Below are 23,187 nucleotides of genomic sequence, written 5' to 3'. Positions count from 1 at the left end.
ATATGTACAGCCAAGCCGACCAGCGGCAACAAAAAACCCGCCGGCGCGAACGCGAGCGGGTTCTTGTCTTACAGGCGGTGTCAGGCGTTGGCCGGACGCAACGAGTAGGTCTTGAGCTGCTCGGCGAAGTCACGCAGCGACTGGATGCCACTGGCCTCGGCCTCGGCCACCCACTGCTTGATGGCTTCGAGCATTTCGTGGCCGTTGCTGCTGGTCTTGACCCAGATCTGCTGCAGGGCCAGACGCTTCTCGTAGATCACCTTGAGTGCCTGGCTGTCTTCCAGCATGCGCTGGATACGGGCCTGATGGCTCTCGTCGAGCAGGCTGGTTTCACGCGACAGCAGACGCTTGGCGCGGCGGAAATGATGGCGTACGGAGGCGTCGGCCTTAGCCACTTCCTGCTTGACCAGCGGCGCGATGACCAGCTTGCGGTACTGCGCCATGATCTGGAAACGGTTGTTGAGGATGGCCATGGCGGTATCCATGTCCAGGCTGCCCTTGCCCTCGACGCGATGGGCAATCGGCGCCACGCGCTGCACCTTGGCCAGGCCGAGGGCACTGAACAGCTTGATCCAGGCCCAGCCCATGTCGAATTCCCACTTCTTCACCGACAGCTTGGCGCTGTTGGGGTAGGTGTGGTGATTGTTGTGCAGCTCCTCGCCGCCGATCAGGATGCCCCAGGGCACCAGGTTGGTGGCCGCATCACGGCACTCGAAGTTGCGGTAACCGACGGCATGGCCCAGCCCGTTGATCACGCCGGCGGCCCACACCGGAATCCACATCATCTGCACCGCCCAGACGGTCATGCCGAGCACGCCGAACAGGGCCAGGTCGATGATCGCCATCAGCACCACACCACCCTCGGGGAAACGCGAGTAGACGTTGCGCTCGATCCAGTCTTCCGGGCAGTTCTTGCCGTAGATACGCAGGGTGTCCTCGTTCTGCGCCTCGGCCCGGTACAGCTCGGCACCAGTCAGCAGCACAGTACGCAGTCCCTTGATCACCGGGCTGTGCGGATCATCAACGGTTTCGCACTTGGCGTGGTGCTTGCGGTGGATGGCGGTCCACTCCTTGGTGTTCTGCGCCGTGGTCAGCCACAGCCAGAAACGGAAGAAGTGCTTGAGTGCGGGGTGCAGCTCCAGCGCGCGGTGCGCCGAGTAGCGATGCAGATAGACAGTGACACTCACGATGGTGATGTGCGTCAGCACCAGAGTGACCGCTACCAGCTGCCAGGCCGAGAGGTCGAGCAAACCGTTGTACCACATGCAGGAGAAACCTCGGGAAGAGAGAAAACAACGTGAACAAGTGTGCACATTATCGCGGAGGCGAGCTGCAAAAGCAGCGCCCGGCTTAGACAAAAATGGTGATTTGTTGATCTGGCTTATGGTTTGCTGTCCTTTTGCCCGCAGTTCGTCGGCTTGAGCTTGGACAAAGCCAACCTATGCTTAGACGGCGGCCGCAGTATGCGAGGTGATATGAGCGCAACGCCCAGACAGTTCACCTACCCCTTGCTGATCTGGGGCAGCCTCCTGCTGGCTCTGATGTTCGGCTTGATGGCCGTATTCGCCTTGCAGCGCCATGAACAGGCGCTGCAACAACGACTTAACGAGCAGCAGAGTCGCGATCAAAGCCTTGTCGAAGCCAGCATGCTCAGTCGCCGGGACCAAGTAGAAAGGCTTGGGCAGCAACTGGCAGAAACACCGTCTTTGCAACAATTGCTGAGCCAACAGCCCGTCAACGAGAGCGCAACGCAAGTCGCACTGCGTAAACACTTGCATAACTATCTGGCCCCCTCCGTGAGGCTCCTTGAGGGGCTAGGCATTGACCAGCTGCTGGTGCATTTGCCGGGCACGGGGCCGGCGCTGCTGCGCGAGGAATCAATCCAGTCGCATGGAGATCTCGGCGACAGCCGCAACGCGCTTTTGATGGACGTATTCAACCGGCATCAGACGCGCAGTGGCCTGCATCAAAGCGAGCAAGGGCTCTTGCTGTACACCCTTGTACCCATTCCGAACAGCGACCGCACCAAACCACCACTGGCCGTACTGGAGCTGACCGGATCACCGCTCCCACCCATGACGGAGCTAGAGCAGGCTCTGGGGGCACCCGTCATGCTGCTACAACGCCAGCAACACCCTGAGCTGCAAGAGAGTCACCCATGGCAAGCCCTGGGGGCATCCAACAACCATTGGCAGGAACGTCTTCAACAGGTCCAGCTGCCACCTCAGATTGACCAAGCACAACGCTTACGCCTCGATCTGCCACGGGAACAGAGCAATCTGGTTCTGCTCCCAATTCAGCCAAATGGCAGCAGCAACCTATCTGTTTTGGCGATTGCTCATCCCCTTGAAGATCTTCTGGACCAACACCAACAGCAGCGGCAGGAACGTCTGGCTTACTGGATCTTGGCCTGGCTGGGGGTACAGCTCCTCTTGCTGGCTCTGCTACGGATACTCCAGCAGCGCCTTGATCGCCAGCAACGCGCGTTGCGAGAAGAACACCGCCAGAGCCAGGAAAGCCGCCGCCTGCTTGAACTGGTACAGCAGGCGCAGTCGGCATTTATCACCACCCAGAATCACCACGCACTATTCGAGCAGTTGCTGCAACAGATCCTCGACTACACGGGCAGTCGTTTTGGCTTCTTCGGCGAAGTGCTGAGCGATGACCACGGTGCGCCCTATCTGCGAACCTTCGCCATCAGCAACATCGCCTGGGACGATGAGTCGCGCGACTTTTATGCCAATCAGGCTCCCAAGGGCATGGAGTTCCGCAACCTCGACACCCTCTTCGGCCAGGTGCTACGCAGTGGCGAGGCGCTGCTGAGCAACAACCCATCCCAGCATCCTGCCAGTGGCGGCACGCCGCCCGGTCATCCGCCCTTGCTGGCGTTCCTCGGGCTACCCGTGCTCGTCGACCAGAAAATGACCGGCATGCTCGGCCTGGCCAACAGGTCCGGTGGCTACCAGGGTGAGCACATCGAACAGCTACAACCCCTGCTGGCCTGCCTAGGCCAACTACTCGATGCCCTGCACCGCGAACAGCAACTGGCCCGCGAGCAGGAACTGCAGCTCAAACAACAGCATACTCTGGCGCTGCTCAACGAGATTGCCGCCCGCTCGACTCTGGCCAGCGATATTCAGCTGCGTCGCGGCCTGCAACTGGGCAGTGAATTCTTTGGTCTGGAAAACGGCCTTATCGCGCGCATCGAAGACAACCGTTACCAAGTCGAACAGCACTTTAGCAACCAGCAACCCAGCATCGACGGGCAATCCTTCCCATTGCACCTGACCTACTGCCAGATAACTCGCCAACAAGGTGATGACGTACTGGCAATCGAACACATGGGGGCTTCCGCCCATGCTGACCACCCTGGCTATGTCGAGTTCGGCCTGGAGACTTATATCGGCATCGTGGTCTGGGTAAGGGGTTTGCGCTGGGGCACCCTGAGCTTTTCCGCGCGGGAGGCACGAACACAAGCCTTCGACAGTGCCGATCTTGAGTTTATGCGGCTGCTCGCGCGCTGGGTCAGCGCCATCCTGGAGCGAGAGCAGCAGGAGCAACAGCGCGACGAACTGCTGCAACGCCTGCAACGCCTGACCGAGCAGGTACCGGGGATTCTCCTGCAGCTGCAGTTGCACACCGATGGTCGGCGCACGCTGCCATATGCCAGCGATGCACTACTGAACCTGACAGGGATCGACCCGGATGAGCTGAGGCAAGACGCCAGTCCCCTGTTCCAACGCATCGCCAGCCAGGATCAGGCGGTTTTCGAGTCATCCCTGGCCCAGGCCGCGCAACAATTGAAACCGTGGATTGGCGAGTTCCGTATCCAACACCCGCAACGCGGCGAGCTTTGGCTGGGAGGCCAAGCCAGTCCACAGCGCCTCCCAGATGGCAGCCTGCTATGGCACGTACTGCTACTCGATATCAGCGCTCGCAAGCAGGCACAGAGCGATCTGACCCGCGAGCGCCAGCGCCTGCGCAGCATCCTCGAGGGTGCGAACTGCGGCACCTGGGAGTGGAACGTTCAGACGGGTGACTGCCACTTCGATGCCCGCTGGTTGGGACTGATCGGATATGCGGCAAACGAGCTGCAGCCAAACAGCATCCAGCACTGGCTACAACTGACACATCCAGATGACCTGCCCAGCGCCAACCAGGCCTTGCAGGCTCACTTTGAGGGTGAAAGCAGCCACTATCTCTGTGAATTTCGCATGCGCCACAAAGATGGTCACTGGGTGTGGATCGAAGCACGCGGCCGCCTGCTCAGCCGTACCGCGGCCGGCGATCCGCTCATGATGTACGGCACCCATCTGGACATCAGCGCCCGGGTCAGCGCTGACCAGCACAACCGTCAGACCCAGCTGTTCCTGCAGACGGTACTGGACAGCAGCACCGAGGTCTCGGTGATTGCCACAGACACCGATGGTCTCATCACCCTGTTCAACTCCGGTGCCGAGCACTTGCTCGGCTACCGTGCCCACGAGGTGGTGGGACGGCAAAGTCCAGCGCTGTTCCACCTGGACAGCGAGGTTCGCGCACGCGGCGCAGAGCTCAGCAGTACGCTTGGCCAGCCGGTCGAAGGCTTTGCCGTGTTCATTGAAGTTGCCCGGCGGGAAGGTGCGGAGACCCGCCAGTGGACCTACCTGCACAAGGATGGCAGACGACGCCAGGTGCTTCTGACTGTGTCGCTGCTGTACGACGCCGAAGCCAAGCTCAATGGCTATCTGGGTATTGCCACCGACATCAGCGAGCTGGTCAGCCTCAGTCAGGCACTGCAGGCCAGCGAGCAACGCTTTCGCGGCATGCTCAGCAACCTGCCCGGAGCGGCCTATCGCTGTCGCAACGACGCGGCATGGACCATGTTCCATATCAGCGATGAGATCGAACGCATCACCGGCTACCCAGCCAGCGATTTCATCGACAATAGAGTGCGCAGTTACGCCAGCGTGGTTGTTCCCGAAGACCTGGCGATCACCTACAGCACCCAACTGCACTTGGCCAACAAGGCGATCTTCGAGCTCAGCTACCGCCTACGCCACCGCGACGGGCATATCGTCTGGGTCAGCGAAAAAGGCCGCGGCGAATACGACGAACATGGCCATCTACAGTGGATCGACGGTTTCATCTGGGATATCAGCGAGCAGCGCCGCGCCGAGCAGATGGTCATCGAGCGTGAGGCCTATCTGCGTACCCTGCTCGATAACGTCATCGACGCCATCATTGCTATTGATGAATACGGCCGCATCGAGTCCTTCAACCAGGCTGCTGAGCGCATCTTCGGCTATAGCGCCAGCGAGGTAGTCGGACGCAACGTCTCCCTGCTGATGCCGGAGCCCGATGGCAGTGCTCACGACGGTTACATCAGCAACTACCGCGACACTGGCCACGCCCGCATCCTTGGCGTCAGCGGCCGCGAAATGCTCGGTCTGCGCCGCGACGGCACAAAGTTCCACCTGGAGCTGGCAGTTTCCTCGATCCAGTACCAAGGTGCCCGGCGCTTTATCGGCGTGGTACGCGACATCACCGAACAGCGGCGCATCGAGCAGATGAAGAACGAATTCGTCTCCACCGTCAGCCATGAGCTGCGCACACCCCTGACCTCAATCTCCGGCGCACTCGGCTTAGTCGTCGGCGGTGCTCTGGGCGAGGTGCCGGCGGCCATGAGTGGCATGCTGCAGATCGCCCACCAGAACAGCCGACGCCTGGGGCTGCTGATCAACGACCTGCTCGACATGGAGAAATTGGTCGCGGGCAAGATGACTTTCTACTTCGCCCAGCTGGACCTGCTGGCGCAGTTGGAAGAGGCCCTCCTACACAACCAGCCCTATGCCGACGAGTTCGGTGTCGGCTGGCGCATCAGCCAAACTCTGCCAGGGATCCAGGTGCGCGCCGACAGTCAGCGACTGCAGCAAGTACTGGCTAACCTGCTATCCAATGCGGCCAAATTCTCCCCTGCGGGTAGTCAGATTGAGTTGCGCATGAGCCGAGCCAGACAGACTGTCCGTGTCAGCGTTATTGACCAGGGACCGGGGATTCCAGCCGAATTCCAGGCCCGTATTTTCAGCAAGTTCTCCCAGGCCGACGCCTCTGACACACGCCAACAAGGCGGCACCGGGCTTGGCCTGGCCATCACCAAAGAGCTGATGGAACGCATGGATGGACAGGTCGGGTTTGTATCGCCCCCTGGCCAGGGCGCCTGTTTCTGGATTGAGCTGCCTGTATCGGGGGACATATGAGCCTGCCGGTCGACGATGCTACGCCCGCGACCGGGCACTGGCTCAGCGGTCGTCTACCGATTTGCCTGATCAGCCTGTTAGTTCTGCTGTTACTGGGCCTGAGCGAGCTGGTTTTGAAACAGGTGCAACTGCGTCGGGAAGTCACCCAGCGCCAACAGGTCAGCAGCCAGGCCGGCGAACTGCGCGCGGGCCTGCTCAATGAACTGAATGGCACCCTGCATCTGGCGACGGGTCTGGCCGCGTACCTGCAAAGTCGCAATGGCGTGATCGACGAGGCAGCACTACAGCCTTGGATAGAGGGGCTGATCAGGCAAAGCCGGCATATCCGCAACATTGCCCTGGCTCCGGACAACCGCATCAGCTACGTCTACCCGCTGGCCGGCAATGAAGGCGCCATGGGCCTGTATTACCCTGACAACCCTCAGCAGTGGCCCTCGGTACAACGCGCGATTCATGATGGGCTGCCGGTACTGGATGGCCCCATCCAGCTGCGCCAGGGTGGCCAGGGCCTGGCCTACCGGGTGCCGGTATTCATGCCCGACGGGCGCTATTGGGGACTGATCAGCACAGTGATCGACATTCCCTCGCTGTTGCGTGAACTACCGACTACGGCCACCGGCATGCAACTGGAGATAGCCCTGTTCAGTCGCCCAGACGACGAAAGTGCCCTCCCCATGCTCGGCAGTGCAACCTGGCGTGCCACAGCTCAGAGCCAACTGCAGTTGCCGGTGCCTGGCGGCCGATGGTTACTGCTGGCCCGCAGTACCGCCACCGACACGCTCAGCATGCACTGGCTGCGTGCCTTGGCCTGGAGCCTGACCCTGTTCATCGGGGGACTGCTGCTGCTCATGCTGCGCTCGGCCCGTCTGCAGCTGCGCGCGCGTCAGGCCCTGGATGAATCGCGCCAGCGCTTTGCCCAGGCCTTCGTCACCGCGCCTCAGGGCATGGCACTGCTCACGCCGCTGGGGCACTGGCTGGCCGTCAACCAGCAGTTCTGCCACCTGCTTGGACGCAGCGCCGGCGATCTGCGGCAAGGTGATCTGCTCACTCTGGTCGTGGAGGACGCCCGCGTGCAGGCCAGTGCCAACCTGCAGGCAGCACGCACCCATCCACAACAATGGGAGTGCCGCCTGAAAGACGCCTTTGGTCAGGCTATCGACTGCCTGCTCAGTGCCGCCTGGGTCGACGGCCAGCAGCCATGCCTGATTCTGCAGTGTCAGGACATCCGCGAACACAAGCGGATCGAACGACTCAAGTCAGAGTTTGTCGCCACCGTCAGTCACGAACTGCGCACGCCGCTCACGGCCATTGCCGGCGCTCTTGGGCTGGTAGTCAATGGTGCGCTTGGCGAAGTACCGGCCAGCATGCGAGAGATGCTCAGCATCGCCGAGCAGAACAGCCAGCGCCTGACACTGTTGATCAACGACCTGCTCGACATGGAGAAGCTCGAAGCCGGCAAGATGTCCTTTGAACTGAGCTATTGCAGCCTGGCTAAACAACTCGAGGATGCCTTGAGTAGCCTGCAGTCATACGCCGCCCCGATGGGGGTAGAACTGCAGCTGCAAAGCAGCACAGATGTCAGCGTCAAGGTCGATCCTTTGCGTCTGCAACAAGTACTGGCCAATCTGCTGTCGAATGCCATCAAGTTTTCACCTGCGGGCAGTCAGGTGATCCTCAGTTGGCAGATAACGGACGAGCTTGTCAGGGTTAGCGTGCGAGACCGGGGCCCAGGTATCAGCGAGGCATTCCGACCACAGATATTCCGCAAATTCGCCCAAGCCGATGCCTCCACCACACGTCAACAGGGCGGCACAGGCCTGGGCCTGGCCATCTGCCGGAGGCTTATCGAGCACATGAACGGACGGATCGGCTTCGACTCCAGCCCCGGACAGGGCAGCACCTTCTGGTTTGAACTGACCTACCAGCCACTGGCAGCGACCGAGGCAATCCATCATGCATGATCGACGCTATCCGCTACCGCCAGACGAGGATGCACGTCTACAGGCGCTGCTTGATCTGCAGATCCTCGACACGCCAGAAGAGGAAGCCTTTGATGACCTCACCCGCCTGGCTGCACTGATCTGTGAAACACCGATTGCCCTCGTGTCGCTGGTCGACGACCAACGACAATGGTTCAAAAGCAGGGTTGGCCTGGACGCTCGCGAAACCCCGCGCGAACAGGCTTTTTGCACCCACGCGATACTCGGCACCGAGATTTTCGAGGTGCCTGACCCACTGGATGACCCGCGCTTTCGCGACAACCCACTGGTCACAGGCGCCCCCCATATCCGGTTTTATGCCGGCATGCCGGTGAGCAGCCCGGACGGCCAGCGCATCGGCACGCTGTGCGTGATCGATCGCCAGCCGCGCCAGCTCAGCCCGGCTCAGCGCGAAGCCCTGCAGCGCCTCGGCTGCCTCGCCAGCCGCCAGTTGGCCCTGCACCGACAAGCCATACTGCATGCCCGTGAGGCCGCTTTGCAGCGCGCGTTGCTTAACAGCGCCGGATGCGCACTGCTATGTACCGATGCCGAAGGGCAACTGACCTTCCTCAACCCCACGGCTGAGCAGCTCCTCGGGCAAAGCGCCAGCGCCCTGAAGGGCAAGCCGCTATGCAGCTTGCTGGACCTTCGCGAGCTGCAAGCACACGCGGTGCGGCAGGACTTGGCAGTCCCGGATAATGCCGACACAGCGTTCACCGTACTCAGCAAAGCCACCGCCAGTCACCAGGAGTGGAATTTGCGGGGCCTCGATGGCGGTGAGTTCCCCGTGCTGATGAATCTCTCGCCGATTCATAACGATCAACGCCTGATCGGCTACCTGGCCATCTTGCAGGATATGCGCGAATACCAGCAGCTGGAGCAACGCCTGCAGCGCATCGCCGAACAATTCCCAGGCATGCTTTACCAGTTTGTGCGCCGGGATGCTGAACACTTCCACTTTGCCTACGCCAGTGAGGGCATACGGGCGATTTTCGGTATCAGCCCGCAGCAGGCAGCTGAACAGCCGCACCTGCTGTTCTCCCGAATACTGCCCGATGACCTGCCGCGGATACGCGAATCCATTGCTCGCTCCGCTAACGAATTGAGCCCCTGGCACGAAGAGTTTCGCGTACGCCCAACCCCAGAGAGTCAACTGTGGGTCGAAGCCCGCTCCATGCCCAAGGCCCTGCGAGGCGGGGGTGTCGAATGGCATGGTTTTATGAGCGACATCAGTGAGCGCAAGCGGGTCGAGAACCTCAAGGCAGAGTTTGTCTCTACCGTCAGCCATGAGTTGCGTACACCACTGACCGCCATTGCCGGCGCGCTGGGTCTGGTCATCAACGGCGCGCTCGGAGAGGTTCCTGAGCCACTACAAGAAATGCTGCGTATCGCCGAACAGAACAGCCAGCGTCTGACACTGCTGATCAACGACCTGCTCGACATGGAAAAGCTCAATGCCGGCAAGCTGGTCTTTGAACTGCGCCGCCAGCCGCTAAAGCCGCTGCTGGAGGAGGCGCTCGATAGTAACCGGGCCTATGCCGAACGCTTCGCCGTAACCCTGCAATTACGAGGTGACTGCACTGCACAAGTGAGAGTAGACCGGCTACGGTTACAGCAGGTGCTGGCTAACTTGCTTTCCAATGCAGCCAAGTTCACGGCACCGGGCAGCACGGTCATCATTGACGTCACCCAATCCACCGACCAGGTCGTTGTCAGCGTAATCGATCAAGGGACTGGTATTGCGCCAGAGTTTCAGGAACGTATCTTCCATAAGTTCGCCCAGGCTGATGCCAGTGACAGCCGCCGCACCCCAGGCACAGGGCTGGGCCTGGCGATCAGCAAAGAGCTGATCGAGCGCATGGACGGTACAATCGGATTTACCAGCTCCAGCCAGGGCAGCACCTTCTGGTTCAGCCTGCCCCTGGCCGAAACCATTCATCCGGAACTGCCGGATAGCAACTGAGGTATGTGATGGCCGAGTTGAAACGCATTCTGCACGTCGAGGATGACCGCTCTATCCAGGCGGTAGCCAAGCTGGCACTGGAGACGCTTGGCGGCTTCGAAGTCCTCAGCTGCCTGTCTGGCCAGGAAGCACTGGATCAGGTGCAGGGCTTTAATCCCGACTTCATCCTGCTCGACGTCATGATGCCCGGCATGGATGGCCCGGCAACCCTGAGCAAACTGCGCGCGCTGGTGGATATTGAACAAGTGCCCGTGGCCTTCATGACCGCCAAGGTGCAACCACAGGAAATCGAACAATACCGTCAGCTTGGTGCCCGCGAAGTGATCGTAAAGCCATTCGACCCGATGACCCTGGCAGCCCAGGTTCGCAGTATCTGGAGCCGCGTGCATGGCTGACCCGGCTGCCGAACTTCAACGCCAGTTGCAACTGCTGGCCAAACAGTTCCGACAACGTCTGCAACGAGAGCTACCCGAGCTGAGCCGTCAGGCCAACGCGCTGGACAAAGCCGACAACGAGTCAGCACGACTTCCACTGTTGCTGGCCATCCGGCAGCAGCTTCACAAACTGGCTGGCAGCGCCGGCACCTTCGGCTTCGCCGAACTCGGCGAACAGGCTCGCCGCCTCGAACAGCTGAGCAACAACTGGCTTGCGGCCGGGCGCTGCGACAGCTCGCTTATGCCTGATTTCATCGCCGATCTGTGCGACCTGCCCCACCTTGCAGGCGACTCCGCCCAAGCTGGTAACAGCGAGCCACTGGCCCTGGCCTACGAGAACCGCCGCACCCCACTCGACCAACGCATCGTCATTCTCGCGGAAGACCCGGTCCAGGGTCAGTCAGTTGAGCTGACGCTACAGAACTTCGGTTACCAGGCACGTTGGTATGCGGCCCGGGCAGACCTTGAGCTGCGTCTGGCGCTGCAGGATGTCGACGCACTGATCATCGACAGTGACCACAGCGCAGCAACTGAACTGTTCGCCGACCGCACCGGCCCGAATGACTTGCCGTTGCTGGTCATCAGCTCCAACAACGACTTCGCCAGCCAATTGCGCGCCGTACGTGCCGGCGCCGTCGGCTTCCTGCATAAGCCGCTCAATTTGCCCGCGCTGGAAAATGCCCTGCAGCGCCTATTCAGCCTGCAGCAGGGGCAACCCTATCGGGTACTGATAGTCGACGACGATCTGGAGCTGGCCAATCGCTACGCGCTGGTCCTGCGCCAGCACCACATGCATGTACAGGTCTGCCATGAGCCCAGCACTGTTCTCGAATACATGGCACGTTTCGCACCTGAGGTTCTCCTCCTCGATGTGCAGATGCCTGACTGCGAAGGACCAGAGCTGGCCCAGATCATTCGCTTCAATGATGACTGGCTGCGTGTACCAATCATCTACCTGTCTGCAGAAACCGATTTGAGCCGACAGATGCGGGCGTTGTTGCGCGCCGGCGACGACTTCGTAACCAAGCCGATCAGCGACAATGCCCTCATCACCAGCGTGTTCTCCCGCGCCCAGCGAGCCCGGCAACTGTCCAACGCCCTGGCCCGCGATAGCCTCACGGGCCTGCTCAAGCACGCCGATATCAAGGAGCAAGTGAGCTACGAAGTGGCGCGCGCCATTCGCAGTAGACGTCCGGCCAGCCTGGTGATGCTCGATATCGACCACTTCAAGCAGGTCAACGACAAGTATGGCCACCCTACCGGCGATAATGTCATACGCGCCCTGGCCAACCTGCTGCGTCAGCGGCTGCGCAAGATCGACAGCCTGGGACGCTATGGCGGCGAAGAGTTTCTTGCCGTACTGCCTGACTGCAACAGTGAGCAAGCACAGAGAATCATTGACGAGATTCGTCAGCACTTTTCCCAACTAACCTTCCAGGACGGCTCCCGGGACTTTCGTTGCACGCTCAGTGCCGGCGTGGCGCAAAGCAATGGTGAATTGACGGCCAGTGAGTTGCTGACCAGGGCCGACCAAGCGCTGTACGCCGCCAAGCACGGCGGGCGCAACCAGGTACAAGTGGCCAGTTGAAGGGGTATCCGTAAGCTGACAATACACCACAGACAGGCAAGCCCGGGGCTACTCACAGCAGCAATCTGACCTCGGGCTACGGGAGAGCAATCCATGCAGCACAACGGTCGGATAGTGTTGAGCATGATCCTGGGAGCCCTGCTGGCAACGGGCACATCCCATGCCAGTAGCGAAGCCCCAGTTCGTATCGGCTTTCTCGAATTCCCGCCGTTCTCCTACCTCGACGCACAGCAACAGCCCCAAGGCAGCATGCTCGCATTTGCCAAACGCCTGGCCGAACAAGCCGGGCTCAGCGTCGAGCTAACTCCTTACCCACCAGCCCGTCTCTATCACAACCTGGCAACCGGAACGACCGAGCTGACCCTTGGCGCCACCGGCAATCCGGCAATCAGCGCCCATGTACTGACCGGTAAAGAAGTTATCGGCTGGATTGATCTGCGCCTCTATTTCCGCACCGGACAAGCCGCCCCCCAGTTACCGCAAGATCTGCGCGGCAAGCGCCTGCTGCTGATCCATGGTTTTACCTACTGGGCACCCGAGGCGCGCCAACTGCTCGACGATCCCAGTCTGCAGCTGCGTCTGAGCAAGGCACATGGTCACCTGGCAGCCATCGAACTACTGCAGCGGGAACGCAGCGATTATCTGCTGGCCTATCAGCCACCGGTCGAGGAAGCGTTGGCGCACAGTGGCCAACCCGCCCTGCAGGGTCTGACCCTGCATAGCCTGCCAGTCAGCTTGCTGCTGTCACGTCACAGCCCACGCGCTGATGAGCTGCTAGCCCGACTTGAACATGCCTACAGCGAGCTCAAGGCCTCCGGAGAGCTGCAGCAGTGGCGTCAGCGCATGCACTTGCGCACCGAGCAACAAGCATCGGACTAATGAGCAGCGCCCTCGGGCAGGCTGCTGAGATGCTGTGCGCAGGCGGACAGCTGCTCGGCCAACTCCTGCAGGTTGCTGCAGGGCTCCTGCAAGGCGAACAAGAACTCCTGCTGACGGGATAGGTTGTCATTCCAGGCTCGTTCGAACACTTCTTGAGCGGCCCCATCGTTCTGCGCCTGCTGCTGCAACTCCTGCCAGCGCTGGCCCACCTCATCCAGTCCCTGTAGTGCTTGCTCAAGACGGGTCGCCTGCCCTTCCAGACCAGCTGCCGCGGCCGCTGTCTGCTGCTGGATTTCTCCAGCCATACGGTTGATATCTTCGGTCGCAGTAGCAGTTCTTGCAGCCAGATTACGCACTTCATCGGCGACGACAGCAAAACCTCGGCCGGCATCGCCAGCACGTGCGGCCTCGATCGCGGCATTCAGCGCCAGCAAATTGGTCTGGCTGGCAATACTCTGGATGGTCTGCGCCACCTGCTGGATTTCACCGCTGCGCGCCTGCAGGCCACTGACCAGCACCTGACGCTGCTCCTGCCCAGCCTGCAACTCGGTCAGCGGCGCACGGGCACTCTGCAGTTGCTCCGACAAGTCCCCGTCGTGGGTCACCGACGGCATGGCCGGGCATGGCTCCAGGACCACCGCCAGCAGCAGTTGCTGCTGCGCCTCCTGAATATGCTGCAACTGTCCGATCCCGTCATGCAGCGGTTGCAGCGCGTGCTCCTGCGCCTCACGCCAGGCCGTTCGCCATGTATCAGCCGACTCGCCAACCGGCTCGACCGACACCGCCGGCTCCTGCTCTTCATGCTGGCGCCAAGGTCCCAGCCAAGGCCACAGCGCCAGCAGTAGATAGGCCGGAATACTCAGAAACCACGGCAACTGCCAGTGCTGATAGACCGCCATGAGCAGCCCCAGGCCCAGCGCATGCATCAGGCAGACATAGGGATAGCGGGAATACGCAGGACGCATACGGCAGGCAACCTTTGCTCAGTCGGGAAACGTTGATGATGGATGTTTGCAGCATAGACGGCGACAGCGCACGGCAACAGCCAGCGTAGCGAACTAGACTGGATTCACATTGCCTATTCGGCTCCGTTGTCCCGCACAGGCTGCCCGCATGCTGATGCGCTTACACATTCTACTGACCCTGCTACTCGGCCTACTGCTGGTCAGCGTTGCCCGTGCAGACTTGCCAAACCTGGACCTGCGCCTGAGCGATAACCTGCAAAGCCACCCGGTCAGCCAGCTACAGGTTCTGGAAGATCGCCACTCAAACTTTAACGTCCGCAGCATCCGCCCGTTACTGACACAACAAGGCCAGTTACTCAGCGGCGGTGCCGCGCTTGGCTACAGCGACAGCAGCTGGTGGGTCGGTTTTCGCCTGTACGGCAGCCCAGGCTCACGCTACTACCTGCAACTGGACAACCTCTTCATCGACGAGCTGGAAGTCTGGGTTTACGTCCAGGATATGCTGACACTACACAGGGCCACCGGTGACCTTCGTCCCTTTGTCCTGCGAGAAACGCCATTTCCAGGATTCATGCTGGCCCTCCCCACCAGCGGCCGGCAGCCCATGGACATTATCCTGCGCCTGCGCAGCAGCTCCTCGGTGAACCTGCCACTGCAGGTGATCCCCTCAACGCTCAAGGATCAAGTCCTCGCCGAGCGCTGGGCCTTCAATGCGCTGATTGTCGGCGGCCTGCTGATCATGGCGTTGTTTCACCTGTTCAAGTACGCCGCCCTGCGCCAGCCACAGCTGGGCTACTACTGCGCCATGGTGCTGTGCCTGGCGCTGTATCAGGCCTCGATCGGCGGCCTGACCACGCTGCTGTTCTGGTCACGCCAACCCCTGATTACGCCCATTGAGACCAACCTCAGCGGCAGCCTGGCACTGGTCTTCAGTTGCCTGTTCATCGCTAGCAGCCTCAATCTGCAGCAGCGTGCACTGCGCTGGCTACGCAACGCTCTGTTCCTGGCCATGTTCGTGGTGCAGGCGTGGCTGATCAGCGATCTCAACAGTTCAAGACCACCGCAAGTGGTCAACCTGCTGTTTCTCGGTATCGGCCTTTATCAGGTCGGCCTCACCATACTCGGCCTGCGCCTAGGGCGACCGTTCGCCGGGTGGTTTGCATTGTTCTGGACCGCCGCCATTCTGCTGATGATCCTCCTGCCACTCAGCCGTGCCGGGGTGATCCAACGCAGCGAGCTTCTCGACACGCTGCACGCCAGCCTGCCGCTGATCAATGTACTGCTGTTCGGCATGCTCAACGGCAAGCAGCTCGACCAGTTGCGCCAGGCACTGATCGCCAGCCAGGAACAGGCCATTGTGAACCTGCAGCGCTATCAGAACCTGTTCGGCAGTGCCGCCGAGGGCATCTTCCGCTGCACACGCGAGGGGCGCCTGCTGGAAAACAACCCGAGCTTCCGCCGCCTGTGCGGCGTGCCCGAATATCAGGTCGGTCTGCTGGCCAACAGCGGCCTGCCCCAACTGATCGGCGCCCAGCACTGGCAGCAGTTGCGTGCGCAACTGGACAGCGGCGGTACTGCCAGCGGCGAGTGCCCACTGCGTGGCCTGGATGGTCTGCAACACTGGGTGCTGCTGTCCCTGCACCAACATCCTGGCGAGGGCTGCATTGAGGGCATTCTGGTTGATCTCAGCGAGCGCCGTGCGCTTGAACAGCGCCTGGAAAGCCTGGCTGCACACGATGCACTGACTGGCCTGCTCAACCGCCGCGAAGTCGAACGCCTGCTGGAGGACTGCCTGAACGGCCGTGGTCAGCGCTTCAGCCACCTGCTCTATCTAGACCTCGATCAGTTCAAACAAGTCAACGATCTCTGCGGGCACAACGCCGGTGACCAGCTACTGCGCCAGCTCGCGCTCTATCTGCAGAAACGCCTGCCCGGTCAGGCAATCCTCGCCCGCGTCGGCGGCGACGAGTTCATCACCCTGCTGCGCGAGGCCGACGATGGCGCCGCCTGGGCGGTAGCCGAACAGATCCGCCAGAGCGTCGAACAGTTCGTCTTCAGCTGGGAGGGGCAACCGTTCCGCCTTTGTGTGAGCATTGGTCTGTTGCGTCTGGACGAAGGCGTGAAGGACTGGCAGACCGCCCTGAACTGGGCGGATAGCGCCGGTCAGCAAGCGAAGCAGCAAGGACGCAATCGCATCCACCGCTTCAACCCGGCTGACGGCGCGCTGCTAGAACATCAGCGCCAGCTGCAGTGGATCACCCGTCTGCGCGAAGCCATCGAACACAACCATTTCGAGCTGTTCTTCCAGACGGTGCTGCCACTGCAAGAGGGAGAGGCGGGACTGCACTACGAGGTGCTGCTGCGCTACCGCGACCCAAACAGCGGCGACTGGATTGCCCCGGGCCAGTTCCTCAGCGCCGCCGAACGCTACGGCTTTCTTGCCGCCATTGACCGCTGGGTGCTGCGCCAGGTCTGCCAGTGGCTGGCCGGCAACCCTCGGCATCTGGCGCGGCTGACCCTGATCAACATCAACCTCAGCGCCCACTCGCTGATCGATGCCGAGTTTCACCAGTTGATCGACGAGTTGCTGCGTGGCCATCAGCTTCCCACCGACAAGCTGTGCTTCGAAGTCACCGAGATGGTCGCCCTGGGCGAGCTGGGTAGCTCGGCAGCCTGGATCAGCCAGTTGCGCAGCCAGGGGCTGAAGGTCGCGCTCGACGACTTCGGCAGCGGATTTGCCTCTTACGCCTACCTGCGCCGCCTGCCACTGGATCTGCTGAAGATCGACGGCAGCTTTATCAGCGGCATCGAACGCGATCCGATCAATCAGGCCATGGTCGGCTCCATGGTGCAGATCGCCCGTCAACTGGGCCTGCGCACCGTGGCGGAATTCGTCGAGAGTCAGGCTGCCCTCGACTGCCTGCGCGAACTGGGTATCGACTACGCCCAGGGCTATTTCATCGATCGGCCGCAACCACTCAGCAGCCTGTCCGATGCCACATTGCCGGAAGCCATAAACAACAACGGCGCATAAGCCACAGGCCTTGCGCCGTTGTCAGGGTATTTAGGCTGTCAGGCCATGGCGTTCTTGTTGCGGATGCAGGTCGGCCCGGCACGCTCTTCGACTGCCTGCTCGACATCCTTGCGCAGGCCCAGCATAAAGCCCAGCTCGGCAACCACGAACAGCGGCCCAACAACCAGTCCCATCAGGTCATCGACAAAAGCCGGCTTGCGCCCCTCGTAGTAGTGACCGACAAACTGGATGATCCAGCCGATCACGAACAGCGCCACACCCGCACCCAGCCACACTGCCGTGCTCTGCACGGCGAGCGCCGCGCCGAACCACAGGCTGAGCAGCAACAATGCACTCATCAACAGGCCGTAACGCAGATCCAGACGCAGGTAGAAAATGGCCGCCGCAGCCGCCACAAGCGCCGCAGGTGACAGCCATAGCCCCGCCACTTCCAGGCCAGGCCGTGACAGCAACTCAGCCACGGCCAGAACAATAAGAGGGATACCCACGAAGTGGGTGGCGATATTGCGCCGGTCACGGTGATACTCCGCATACTGGCTCAGGTGATCGACAAGCGTTTTCATAGTTATGAGTCTCCTTTGCACGCAGACCTTGGCATGATGCCGGGCAACCCACCACCCATCTGTCAGCTAGCCGACAATGCTTAACAGCCATGCCCATCAGCCCTGAGATTAGCCCTTACCGCGCGCAGCTGGAAAACGGCCAATGGTTCCGCCTGCTACCCAGCGCCCTGCAGGAACAGCTCCTCCGCGAAGGCCGTCTTTTACGCCTGAGCGCGGGCCAGCGACTGTTCAGCCGTGGCGATCCTCCCTGCGGGCTGTATGCCGTGCTGAGTGGCAGCATGCGCGTCGGCGCGGTCAGCCGGCAGGGCAAGGAGGCGTTGCTGACCCTGGTCGAGGCGCCCTACTGGTTCGGCGAGATCTCTCTGTTCGATGGCCTGCCCCGCACACACGACGCCTATGCCGAAGGCCCCTGTCTGCTGCTGCAGGTACCCCAGGCGGCACTGCTCACACTGCTGCAACAGCAACCACAGTATTGGCGTGAGCTGGCGTTGCTGATGAGCCAGAAGCTGCGCCTGGCTTTCGTCGCGCTGGAAGAGATGAGCCTGCTCCCTGCAGCCCCTCGTCTGGCGAGGCGTTTATTGCAGATCGCTGAAGGTTACGGCGAACAACCAGAGCCACGCAGGGTCATTCAACTGGCTCAGGAGCAGTTGGCCTTGATGCTGGCGATCTCACGGCAAACCACCAACCAAATTCTCAAGGACCTGGAAGCCCAGGGTATCCTGCGGCTAGCTTATGGCGGGATAGAAATCATTGATCTGCCGCGCCTCCGTGAACAGGCACGTGTGGCAGACTAAAACTTCAGTTCTACAGGTCACGGACGATAAGTAGAAACGGCCTATCGAATTCTCGGAGTCAAACCATGTTCGACCGCAAGTGGCGCCTGCGCAGTGAAGCACTGCAACAACAAGTCAGTCAGCTTGAGCAGGAAAAGCGCGCAATGCAGCAAGAGCTTGAGGCCTTGCGTAGCCTGCAGCAGTCGAATCAACAAGAATTGACCGACCTGAATGTACAGAGTCGATACCAAAGTCAATTGCACAGTAAACTGGATCAGTTCGAGGACTCGCTGTCGCAAACCCGTGATGGTGTTGTGACTCAAGCCGACCAGCTGCGCGGCGAAGTTGACAAGCTGCGCCAGCACAGCGGTGTCTTCGAGCAAACCTCGGCGCTGCTCGGCGGCTTCTCCAGCTCTCTCAGCACCATGGCCGAGCAGGGGATCAGCAGCGTGCAGAGCGTAGAACTTCTGCGTCAGCGGGTCAGCGAGATCAGCCGCATCGTCGAGCTGATCAAAGCAATTTCCGACCAGACCAACCTGCTGGCTCTTAACGCTGCCATCGAGGCTGCCCGAGCCGGTGAACAAGGTCGCGGTTTCGCCGTGGTTGCCGACGAGGTGCGCGCCCTGGCCCAACGCACCTCACAGGCCACCCAGGAAATCAGCCAGCTTGTCGGCTCGATCAATCAGGAAACCGAAACCGCCAGCCGCTCCATCGGCACCCTCTCCGAGGAAGCCTCGCGCCTGGCCGGCGATGTCTCCAGCTCAGCTCAGACTCTTGATGAAATGGTGGTGCTCGGCGAGCACATGAGCCAACTGATTGAGGGTATTGCCCTCGGCTCCTTCTGCGAAGCCGTCAAACTCGACCACCTACTGTTCAAGCTGTCCGTCTATCAGCGCCTGTTCCAGCAGGACAGCAACACTCAACTGAGTGACCACCACACTTGCCGACTCGGGCAGTGGTACAAAAACAGCGATACCCAGGCTCTCTATGGCCGTCTACGCAGCTACCAACAGCTGGAGCAACCGCACCGACTGGTACACGATGCCGCCCATGAGGCCCTGCATGCCGCCCAAAGCCAGGACTGGAACAAGGTCCTGCGCGCAGTACAGGACATGGAGCAGAGCAGTATGCAGGTCAACCAGTTGCTCAGTGAGCTCGCCAACCACTCAGACTGAATGGCTCTTCAGACCTCTCTCAACGGCGTACCGGAGTTGCGGGCAGGAACTCTGACCTTGAGGAAACCATAACCGCTGTCGTCGCTGGTTATGCCTCTAAGGCACCACTGCTTTTCTGCAGGCATAAAAAAGGCCCGCTTGCGCGGGCCTAGAGGAGACGCCTGGCTGGTGAGCCCACAGGCGAATTTACTGCATGCTTACGCCAGCTCGTCGAAGCACTCGGCGACGATGGCAATGCCTTTTTCCAGCTGGGCATCCGGAATGGTGACCGGCATGAGGAAGCGGATGACGTTGTAGTAGGTGCCGCAGGAGAGCAGGATCAGGCCTTTCTCGCGCGCACGGGCGACAATCTTGCCAACCAGTTCGGCGGCCGGCTTGTCGTGGTCACCGTTCTCGAACAGCTCGATGGCGACCATCGAACCCAGACCGCGCACGTCACCGATAACCTTGTGCTTGGCTGCGATTTCACGCAGGCCGGCCTTGAGCTTCTCGCCCACAGCCTGGCTGCGCTCCAGCAGTTTCTCTTCGTCGAACACCTTCATCACGGCCAGGGCCGCGGCGCAGGCAATGGGGCTGCCGGCATAGGTGCCGCCCAGGCCACCCGGAGCGATGGCATCCATGATTTCGGCCTTGCCGCACACGCCGGAGATCGGGAAGCCACCACCAACGGATTTGGCGAAGGTGGTCAGGTCCGGAACGATGCCCAGTTGTTCGGTGGCGAAGAAGGTGCCGGTACGGCCGGCACCGGTCTGTACTTCGTCAGCGATCAGCAGGATGCCGTGCTCGTCGCACAGGGCGCGCAGACGCTTCATGAAGGCCGGAGAGTTGACGTAGAAACCACCTTCGCCCTGTACCGGCTCGATGATAATGGCGGCGATGTCACGCGGCTGTGCATCGTTCTTGAAGATGCGCTCGATGCTGGCGATCGAATCGTCTTCGCTGATGCCATGCAGTTCGCACGGAGCCAGTGCGCGGAATACGCCGCCCGGCATCAGGCCCATGCCTGCGGAGTACGGGACGACCTTGCCGGTCAGACTCAGGGTCATCATGGTGCGGCCGTGGTAAGCGCCGGTGAAGGCGATCACGCCGGCACGGCCAGTGGCAGCACGGGCGATCTTCACAGCGTTCTCGACGGCTTCGGAGCCGGAGGTCACCAGCAGGGTCTTCTTGGCGAAGTTGCCCGGTACGCGCTTGGCGATTTCTTCGCACAGCTCGATGTAGGGCTCATAGGCCAGTACCTGGAAGCAGGTATGGGTCAGCTTGGTCAGCTGCTCCTGAACGGCAGCGATCACTTTCGGGTGCAGGTGACCGGTGTTCAGTACTGCGATACCGCCGGCGAAGTCGATGAACTCACGGCCCTCGACGTCCCACACGGTGGCGTTCTCGGCGCGCTCGGCGACGATCGGGTGGATCTGACCTACGCCACGCGGAACAGCGGCGGCACGGCGTTGCAGGATGGATTCGTTGGTCTTGCTCATGGTGTCCTCATCGGTCGCACTATCAAGCGACTTGGTCCAAGGATGATGACGGGGGTCAGGACGGAGCGCAGCGTACGATGATCGAGCTGCACTCAGTCTGCCGGGCCGTCGACAGGGTTCGCCGGTGCCACCACCGGAAACGCTGACGCCGGGTGGCTACGACTCCTGCCTGCCACCCGACACCCACGGAAAATCAGTTAACTCAGATACCGCCGAGGCAGAGGTACTTCAGCTCAAGGTAGTCTTCGATACCGTACTTGGAGCCTTCACGGCCCAGGCCGGAAGCCTTCACACCGCCGAACGGCGCCACTTCAGTGGAAATCACGCCGGTGTTGATACCGACCATGCCGTACTCCAGCTTTTCCGCCACGCGGAACACACGGCCCAGGTCACGGGCATAGAAGTAGGAGGCCAAACCGAATTCGGTGTCGTTGGACATGGCGATCACTTCTGCCTCGTCCTTGAAGCGGAACAGCGGCGCCAGCGGGCCGAAGGTCTCTTCCTTGGCCACGGCAGCGTTGTTCGGTACATCAACCAGAATGGTCGGTTCGAAGAAGCTGCCACCCAGCGCATGCGGCTTGCCACCGGCGACCAGCTTGGCGCCCTTGCTGATGGCGTCTTCAATGTGCTCCTGCACCTTGGCCACCGCCTTGTTGTCGATCAACGGGCCGGTGGTGGTGCCGTCTTCCAGACCGTTGCCGATCTTCAGCTTGGCCACGGCGGCCTTCAGCTTGTCGACAAAGGCGTCGTACACGCCATCCTGAATGTACAGGCGGTTGGCGCAGACACAGGTCTGGCCGTTGTTGCGGTACTTGGAAATCAGAGCGCCTTCCACGGCGGCATCCAGATCGGCGTCATCGAAAACAATGAACGGCGCGTTGCCACCCAGCTCCAGGGACACCTTCTTGATGTCCTGAGCGCACTCGGCCATCAGTTGGCGACCGATCTCGGTGGAACCAGTGAAGGTCAACTTGCGCACGATCGGGTTGCTGGTCAGCTCGCCGCCGACTTCGCCGGCACTGCCGGTCACCACGCTGAACACGCCAGCCGGAATCCCGGCCTGCTCTGCAAGTGCAGCCAGTGCCAGAGCCGAATACGGGGTCTGCGAGGCGGGCTTGAGTACCATGGTGCAACCGGCGGCCAGAGCCGGACCGGCTTTACGGGTGATCATTGCCGAAGGGAAGTTCCACGGGGTAATCGCGGCGGTCACACCAATCGGCTGCTTGAGCACGATGATGCGCTTGTCCGGCTGGTGACCCGGGATGGTGTCGCCATAAACGCGCTTGGCTTCCTCGGCAAACCACTCGAGGAAGGACGCTGCGTAGGCAATTTCGCCCTTGGCTTCGGCCAGCGGCTTGCCCTGCTCGATGGTCATCAGGCGGCCCAGGTCGTCCTGATTCTCCATCATCAGCTCGAACCAACGGCGCAGCTTGGTGGCGCGCTCCTTGGCGGTCAGCGCACTCCAGGCCGGCATAGCCTTCTCAGCAGCCTCAATGGCACGGCGAGTCTCGGCACGGCCCATCTTCGGTACGTTACCGATGATCTCGCCGGTCGCCGGGTTATTCACGGCGATGGTCTGGCCACTGTCGGCGTCCAGCCACTGACCGTCGATATAGGCTTGCTGACGGAACAGCTGCGGGTTCTTGAGTTGCATGGAGGGTCTCCTTCACGTCGCCGGAGGCGTCGAATCGCTTGTTGTTCTTGGGCTCGACCCTGAGGTCAGCTAGTAAAGACGCCGGGCTCAACAGAGCAGTCACGAGCGTTTGAAATCTCAAACGAATCCTAGGCCCGCTGAGGTAAAAGGGCAATAGCCTGTTCGATAAAATTAACGCTTTTGTGCTTTATTTGAGTCCTTTTGCGCTATTCACTCCGAGCATCAGTATTTTCGTTCGATATCCACAACGCGGCTAACTCGGCATGGACGCACGCCGCCGGGATGCGTATTATGGCGACCCGCAACGCATCCGTAGCTCAGCTGGATAGAGTACTGCCCTCCGAAGGCAGGGGTCGTGGGTTCGAATCCCGCCGGATGCGCCAAATAGAAAAGGCCCCAGGTTTAACCGCCTGGGGCCTTTTTGTTTGCCTGCGTTAAGCGCTTTACGCTGTCAAAACGTCCA

General features: G+C 61.0%; 13 protein-coding genes, 1 tRNA gene and 2 pseudogenes. 11 read left to right on the top strand and 5 right to left on the bottom strand.

From position 1 onward, the window contains the following. Positions 1–80: 80 nt before the first annotated feature. Positions 81–1,265 (bottom strand): delta-9 fatty acid desaturase DesA, encoded by a 1,185-nt coding sequence (desA, locus tag CK486_RS15140; RefSeq protein WP_095941148.1) that lies wholly within the window; start codon positions 1,263–1,265, stop codon positions 81–83. 210 nt (positions 1,266–1,475) lie between these two features. On the opposite strand from desA, the gene CK486_RS15135 reads away from it, so the two are divergent. From CK486_RS15135 to CK486_RS15110, 6 genes are all read left to right on the top strand, one after another. Beyond that, positions 1,476–6,239, top strand: coding sequence for a PAS domain S-box protein (locus CK486_RS15135; RefSeq protein WP_176481726.1), 4,764 nt, complete (start codon positions 1,476–1,478; stop codon positions 6,237–6,239). Further along, positions 6,236–8,200 (top strand): ATP-binding protein, encoded by a 1,965-nt coding sequence (locus CK486_RS15130; protein WP_141248916.1) that lies wholly within the window; start codon positions 6,236–6,238, stop codon positions 8,198–8,200. Before CK486_RS15135 ends, CK486_RS15130 begins: the two co-directional genes overlap by 4 nt. Then, positions 8,193–10,181 (top strand): ATP-binding protein, encoded by a 1,989-nt coding sequence (locus CK486_RS15125; protein ID WP_095941146.1) that lies wholly within the window; start codon positions 8,193–8,195, stop codon positions 10,179–10,181. The genes CK486_RS15130 and CK486_RS15125 overlap by 8 nt, the downstream gene beginning before the upstream one ends. 8 nt (positions 10,182–10,189) lie before the next feature. Then, a complete protein-coding gene (locus CK486_RS15120) occupies positions 10,190–10,576 on the top strand; it encodes a response regulator (protein WP_095941145.1) in 387 nt (128 codons plus the stop codon). Next, positions 10,569–12,203, top strand: coding sequence for a diguanylate cyclase (locus CK486_RS15115; RefSeq protein ID WP_095941144.1), 1,635 nt, complete (start codon positions 10,569–10,571; stop codon positions 12,201–12,203). The genes CK486_RS15120 and CK486_RS15115 overlap by 8 nt, the downstream gene beginning before the upstream one ends. 123 nt (positions 12,204–12,326) lie before the next feature. Beyond that, on the top strand, positions 12,327–13,082 hold the full coding sequence (locus CK486_RS15110) for an ABC transporter substrate-binding protein (protein WP_176481725.1): 756 nt from the start codon (positions 12,327–12,329) through the stop codon (positions 13,080–13,082). Here CK486_RS15110 and CK486_RS18545 read toward each other — a convergent pair. Continuing rightward, positions 13,079–13,543, bottom strand: a pseudogene (locus tag CK486_RS18545) (methyl-accepting chemotaxis protein); the annotation flags it as partial. The gene CK486_RS15110 and the pseudogene CK486_RS18545 overlap by 4 nt on opposite strands. 652 nt (positions 13,544–14,195) lie before the next feature. Here CK486_RS18545 and CK486_RS15100 point away from each other — a divergent pair. Then, a complete protein-coding gene (locus CK486_RS15100; RefSeq protein WP_095941141.1) occupies positions 14,196–17,081 on the top strand; it encodes an EAL domain-containing protein in 2,886 nt (961 codons plus the stop codon). Positions 17,082–17,119: 38 nt separating this feature from the next. Here CK486_RS15100 and CK486_RS15095 read toward each other — a convergent pair whose 3' ends face one another. Then, positions 17,120–17,644 carry a DUF962 domain-containing protein gene (locus CK486_RS15095; protein WP_095941140.1) on the bottom strand — a complete coding sequence of 175 codons (525 nt, stop codon included), beginning with the start codon at positions 17,642–17,644 and terminating at the stop codon, positions 17,120–17,122. Between the two features lie 89 nt (positions 17,645–17,733). Here CK486_RS15095 and CK486_RS15090 point away from each other — a divergent pair, with 89 nt between their 5' ends. From CK486_RS15090 to CK486_RS18535, 3 genes and pseudogenes are all read left to right on the top strand, one after another. Further along, positions 17,734–18,438: a Crp/Fnr family transcriptional regulator gene (locus CK486_RS15090; protein ID WP_095941139.1), complete on the top strand. Its 705-nt coding sequence runs from the start codon at positions 17,734–17,736 to the stop codon at positions 18,436–18,438. 482 nt (positions 18,439–18,920) lie between these two features. Continuing rightward, positions 18,921–19,193, top strand: a pseudogene (locus CK486_RS18540) (methyl-accepting chemotaxis protein); the annotation flags it as partial. A gap of 6 nt (positions 19,194–19,199) precedes the next feature. After that, positions 19,200–19,592: a CZB domain-containing protein gene (locus CK486_RS18535; RefSeq protein WP_371915507.1), complete on the top strand. Its 393-nt coding sequence runs from the start codon at positions 19,200–19,202 to the stop codon at positions 19,590–19,592. Between the two features lie 197 nt (positions 19,593–19,789). On the opposite strand, the gene gabT is transcribed toward CK486_RS18535, so the two are convergent. Together gabT and gabD are read right to left on the bottom strand one after the other, a co-directional pair. Further along, positions 19,790–21,070: a 4-aminobutyrate--2-oxoglutarate transaminase gene (gabT, locus tag CK486_RS15080; protein WP_095941137.1), complete on the bottom strand. Its 1,281-nt coding sequence runs from the start codon at positions 21,068–21,070 to the stop codon at positions 19,790–19,792. Between the two features lie 202 nt (positions 21,071–21,272). After that, positions 21,273–22,724 carry an NADP-dependent succinate-semialdehyde dehydrogenase gene (gene gabD / locus CK486_RS15075; protein ID WP_095941136.1) on the bottom strand — a complete coding sequence of 484 codons (1,452 nt, stop codon included), beginning with the start codon at positions 22,722–22,724 and terminating at the stop codon, positions 21,273–21,275. Between the two features lie 306 nt (positions 22,725–23,030). Between gabD and CK486_RS15070 the strand changes: the two genes are divergently transcribed. After that, positions 23,031–23,107, top strand: a tRNA-Arg gene (locus CK486_RS15070). Positions 23,108–23,187: the final 80 nt, after the last annotated feature.

It is taken from the genome of Pseudomonas sp. HAR-UPW-AIA-41 (assembly GCF_002304225.1).
In the GTDB taxonomy this organism is placed as follows: domain Bacteria; phylum Pseudomonadota; class Gammaproteobacteria; order Pseudomonadales; family Pseudomonadaceae; genus Aquipseudomonas.
This window is presented reverse-complemented; position numbering and strand designations above follow the sequence as displayed.

Coding starts and splice junctions, on each gene's coding strand:
- desA (WP_095941148.1), bottom strand. CDS start 1,265: ATGTGGTACAACGGTTTGCTCGACCTCTCGGCCTGGCAGCTGGTAGCG.
- CK486_RS15135 (WP_176481726.1), top strand. CDS start 1,476: ATGAGCGCAACGCCCAGACAGTTCACCTACCCCTTGCTGATCTGGGGC.
- CK486_RS15130 (WP_141248916.1), top strand. CDS start 6,236: ATGAGCCTGCCGGTCGACGATGCTACGCCCGCGACCGGGCACTGGCTC.
- CK486_RS15125 (WP_095941146.1), top strand. CDS start 8,193: ATGCATGATCGACGCTATCCGCTACCGCCAGACGAGGATGCACGTCTA.
- CK486_RS15120 (WP_095941145.1), top strand. CDS start 10,190: ATGGCCGAGTTGAAACGCATTCTGCACGTCGAGGATGACCGCTCTATC.
- CK486_RS15115 (WP_095941144.1), top strand. CDS start 10,569: ATGGCTGACCCGGCTGCCGAACTTCAACGCCAGTTGCAACTGCTGGCC.
- CK486_RS15110 (WP_176481725.1), top strand. CDS start 12,327: ATGATCCTGGGAGCCCTGCTGGCAACGGGCACATCCCATGCCAGTAGC.
- CK486_RS15100 (WP_095941141.1), top strand. CDS start 14,196: ATGCTGATGCGCTTACACATTCTACTGACCCTGCTACTCGGCCTACTG.
- CK486_RS15095 (WP_095941140.1), bottom strand. CDS start 17,644: ATGAAAACGCTTGTCGATCACCTGAGCCAGTATGCGGAGTATCACCGT.
- CK486_RS15090 (WP_095941139.1), top strand. CDS start 17,734: ATGCCCATCAGCCCTGAGATTAGCCCTTACCGCGCGCAGCTGGAAAAC.
- CK486_RS18535 (WP_371915507.1), top strand. CDS start 19,200: ATGGTGGTGCTCGGCGAGCACATGAGCCAACTGATTGAGGGTATTGCC.
- gabT (WP_095941137.1), bottom strand. CDS start 21,070: ATGAGCAAGACCAACGAATCCATCCTGCAACGCCGTGCCGCCGCTGTT.
- gabD (WP_095941136.1), bottom strand. CDS start 22,724: ATGCAACTCAAGAACCCGCAGCTGTTCCGTCAGCAAGCCTATATCGAC.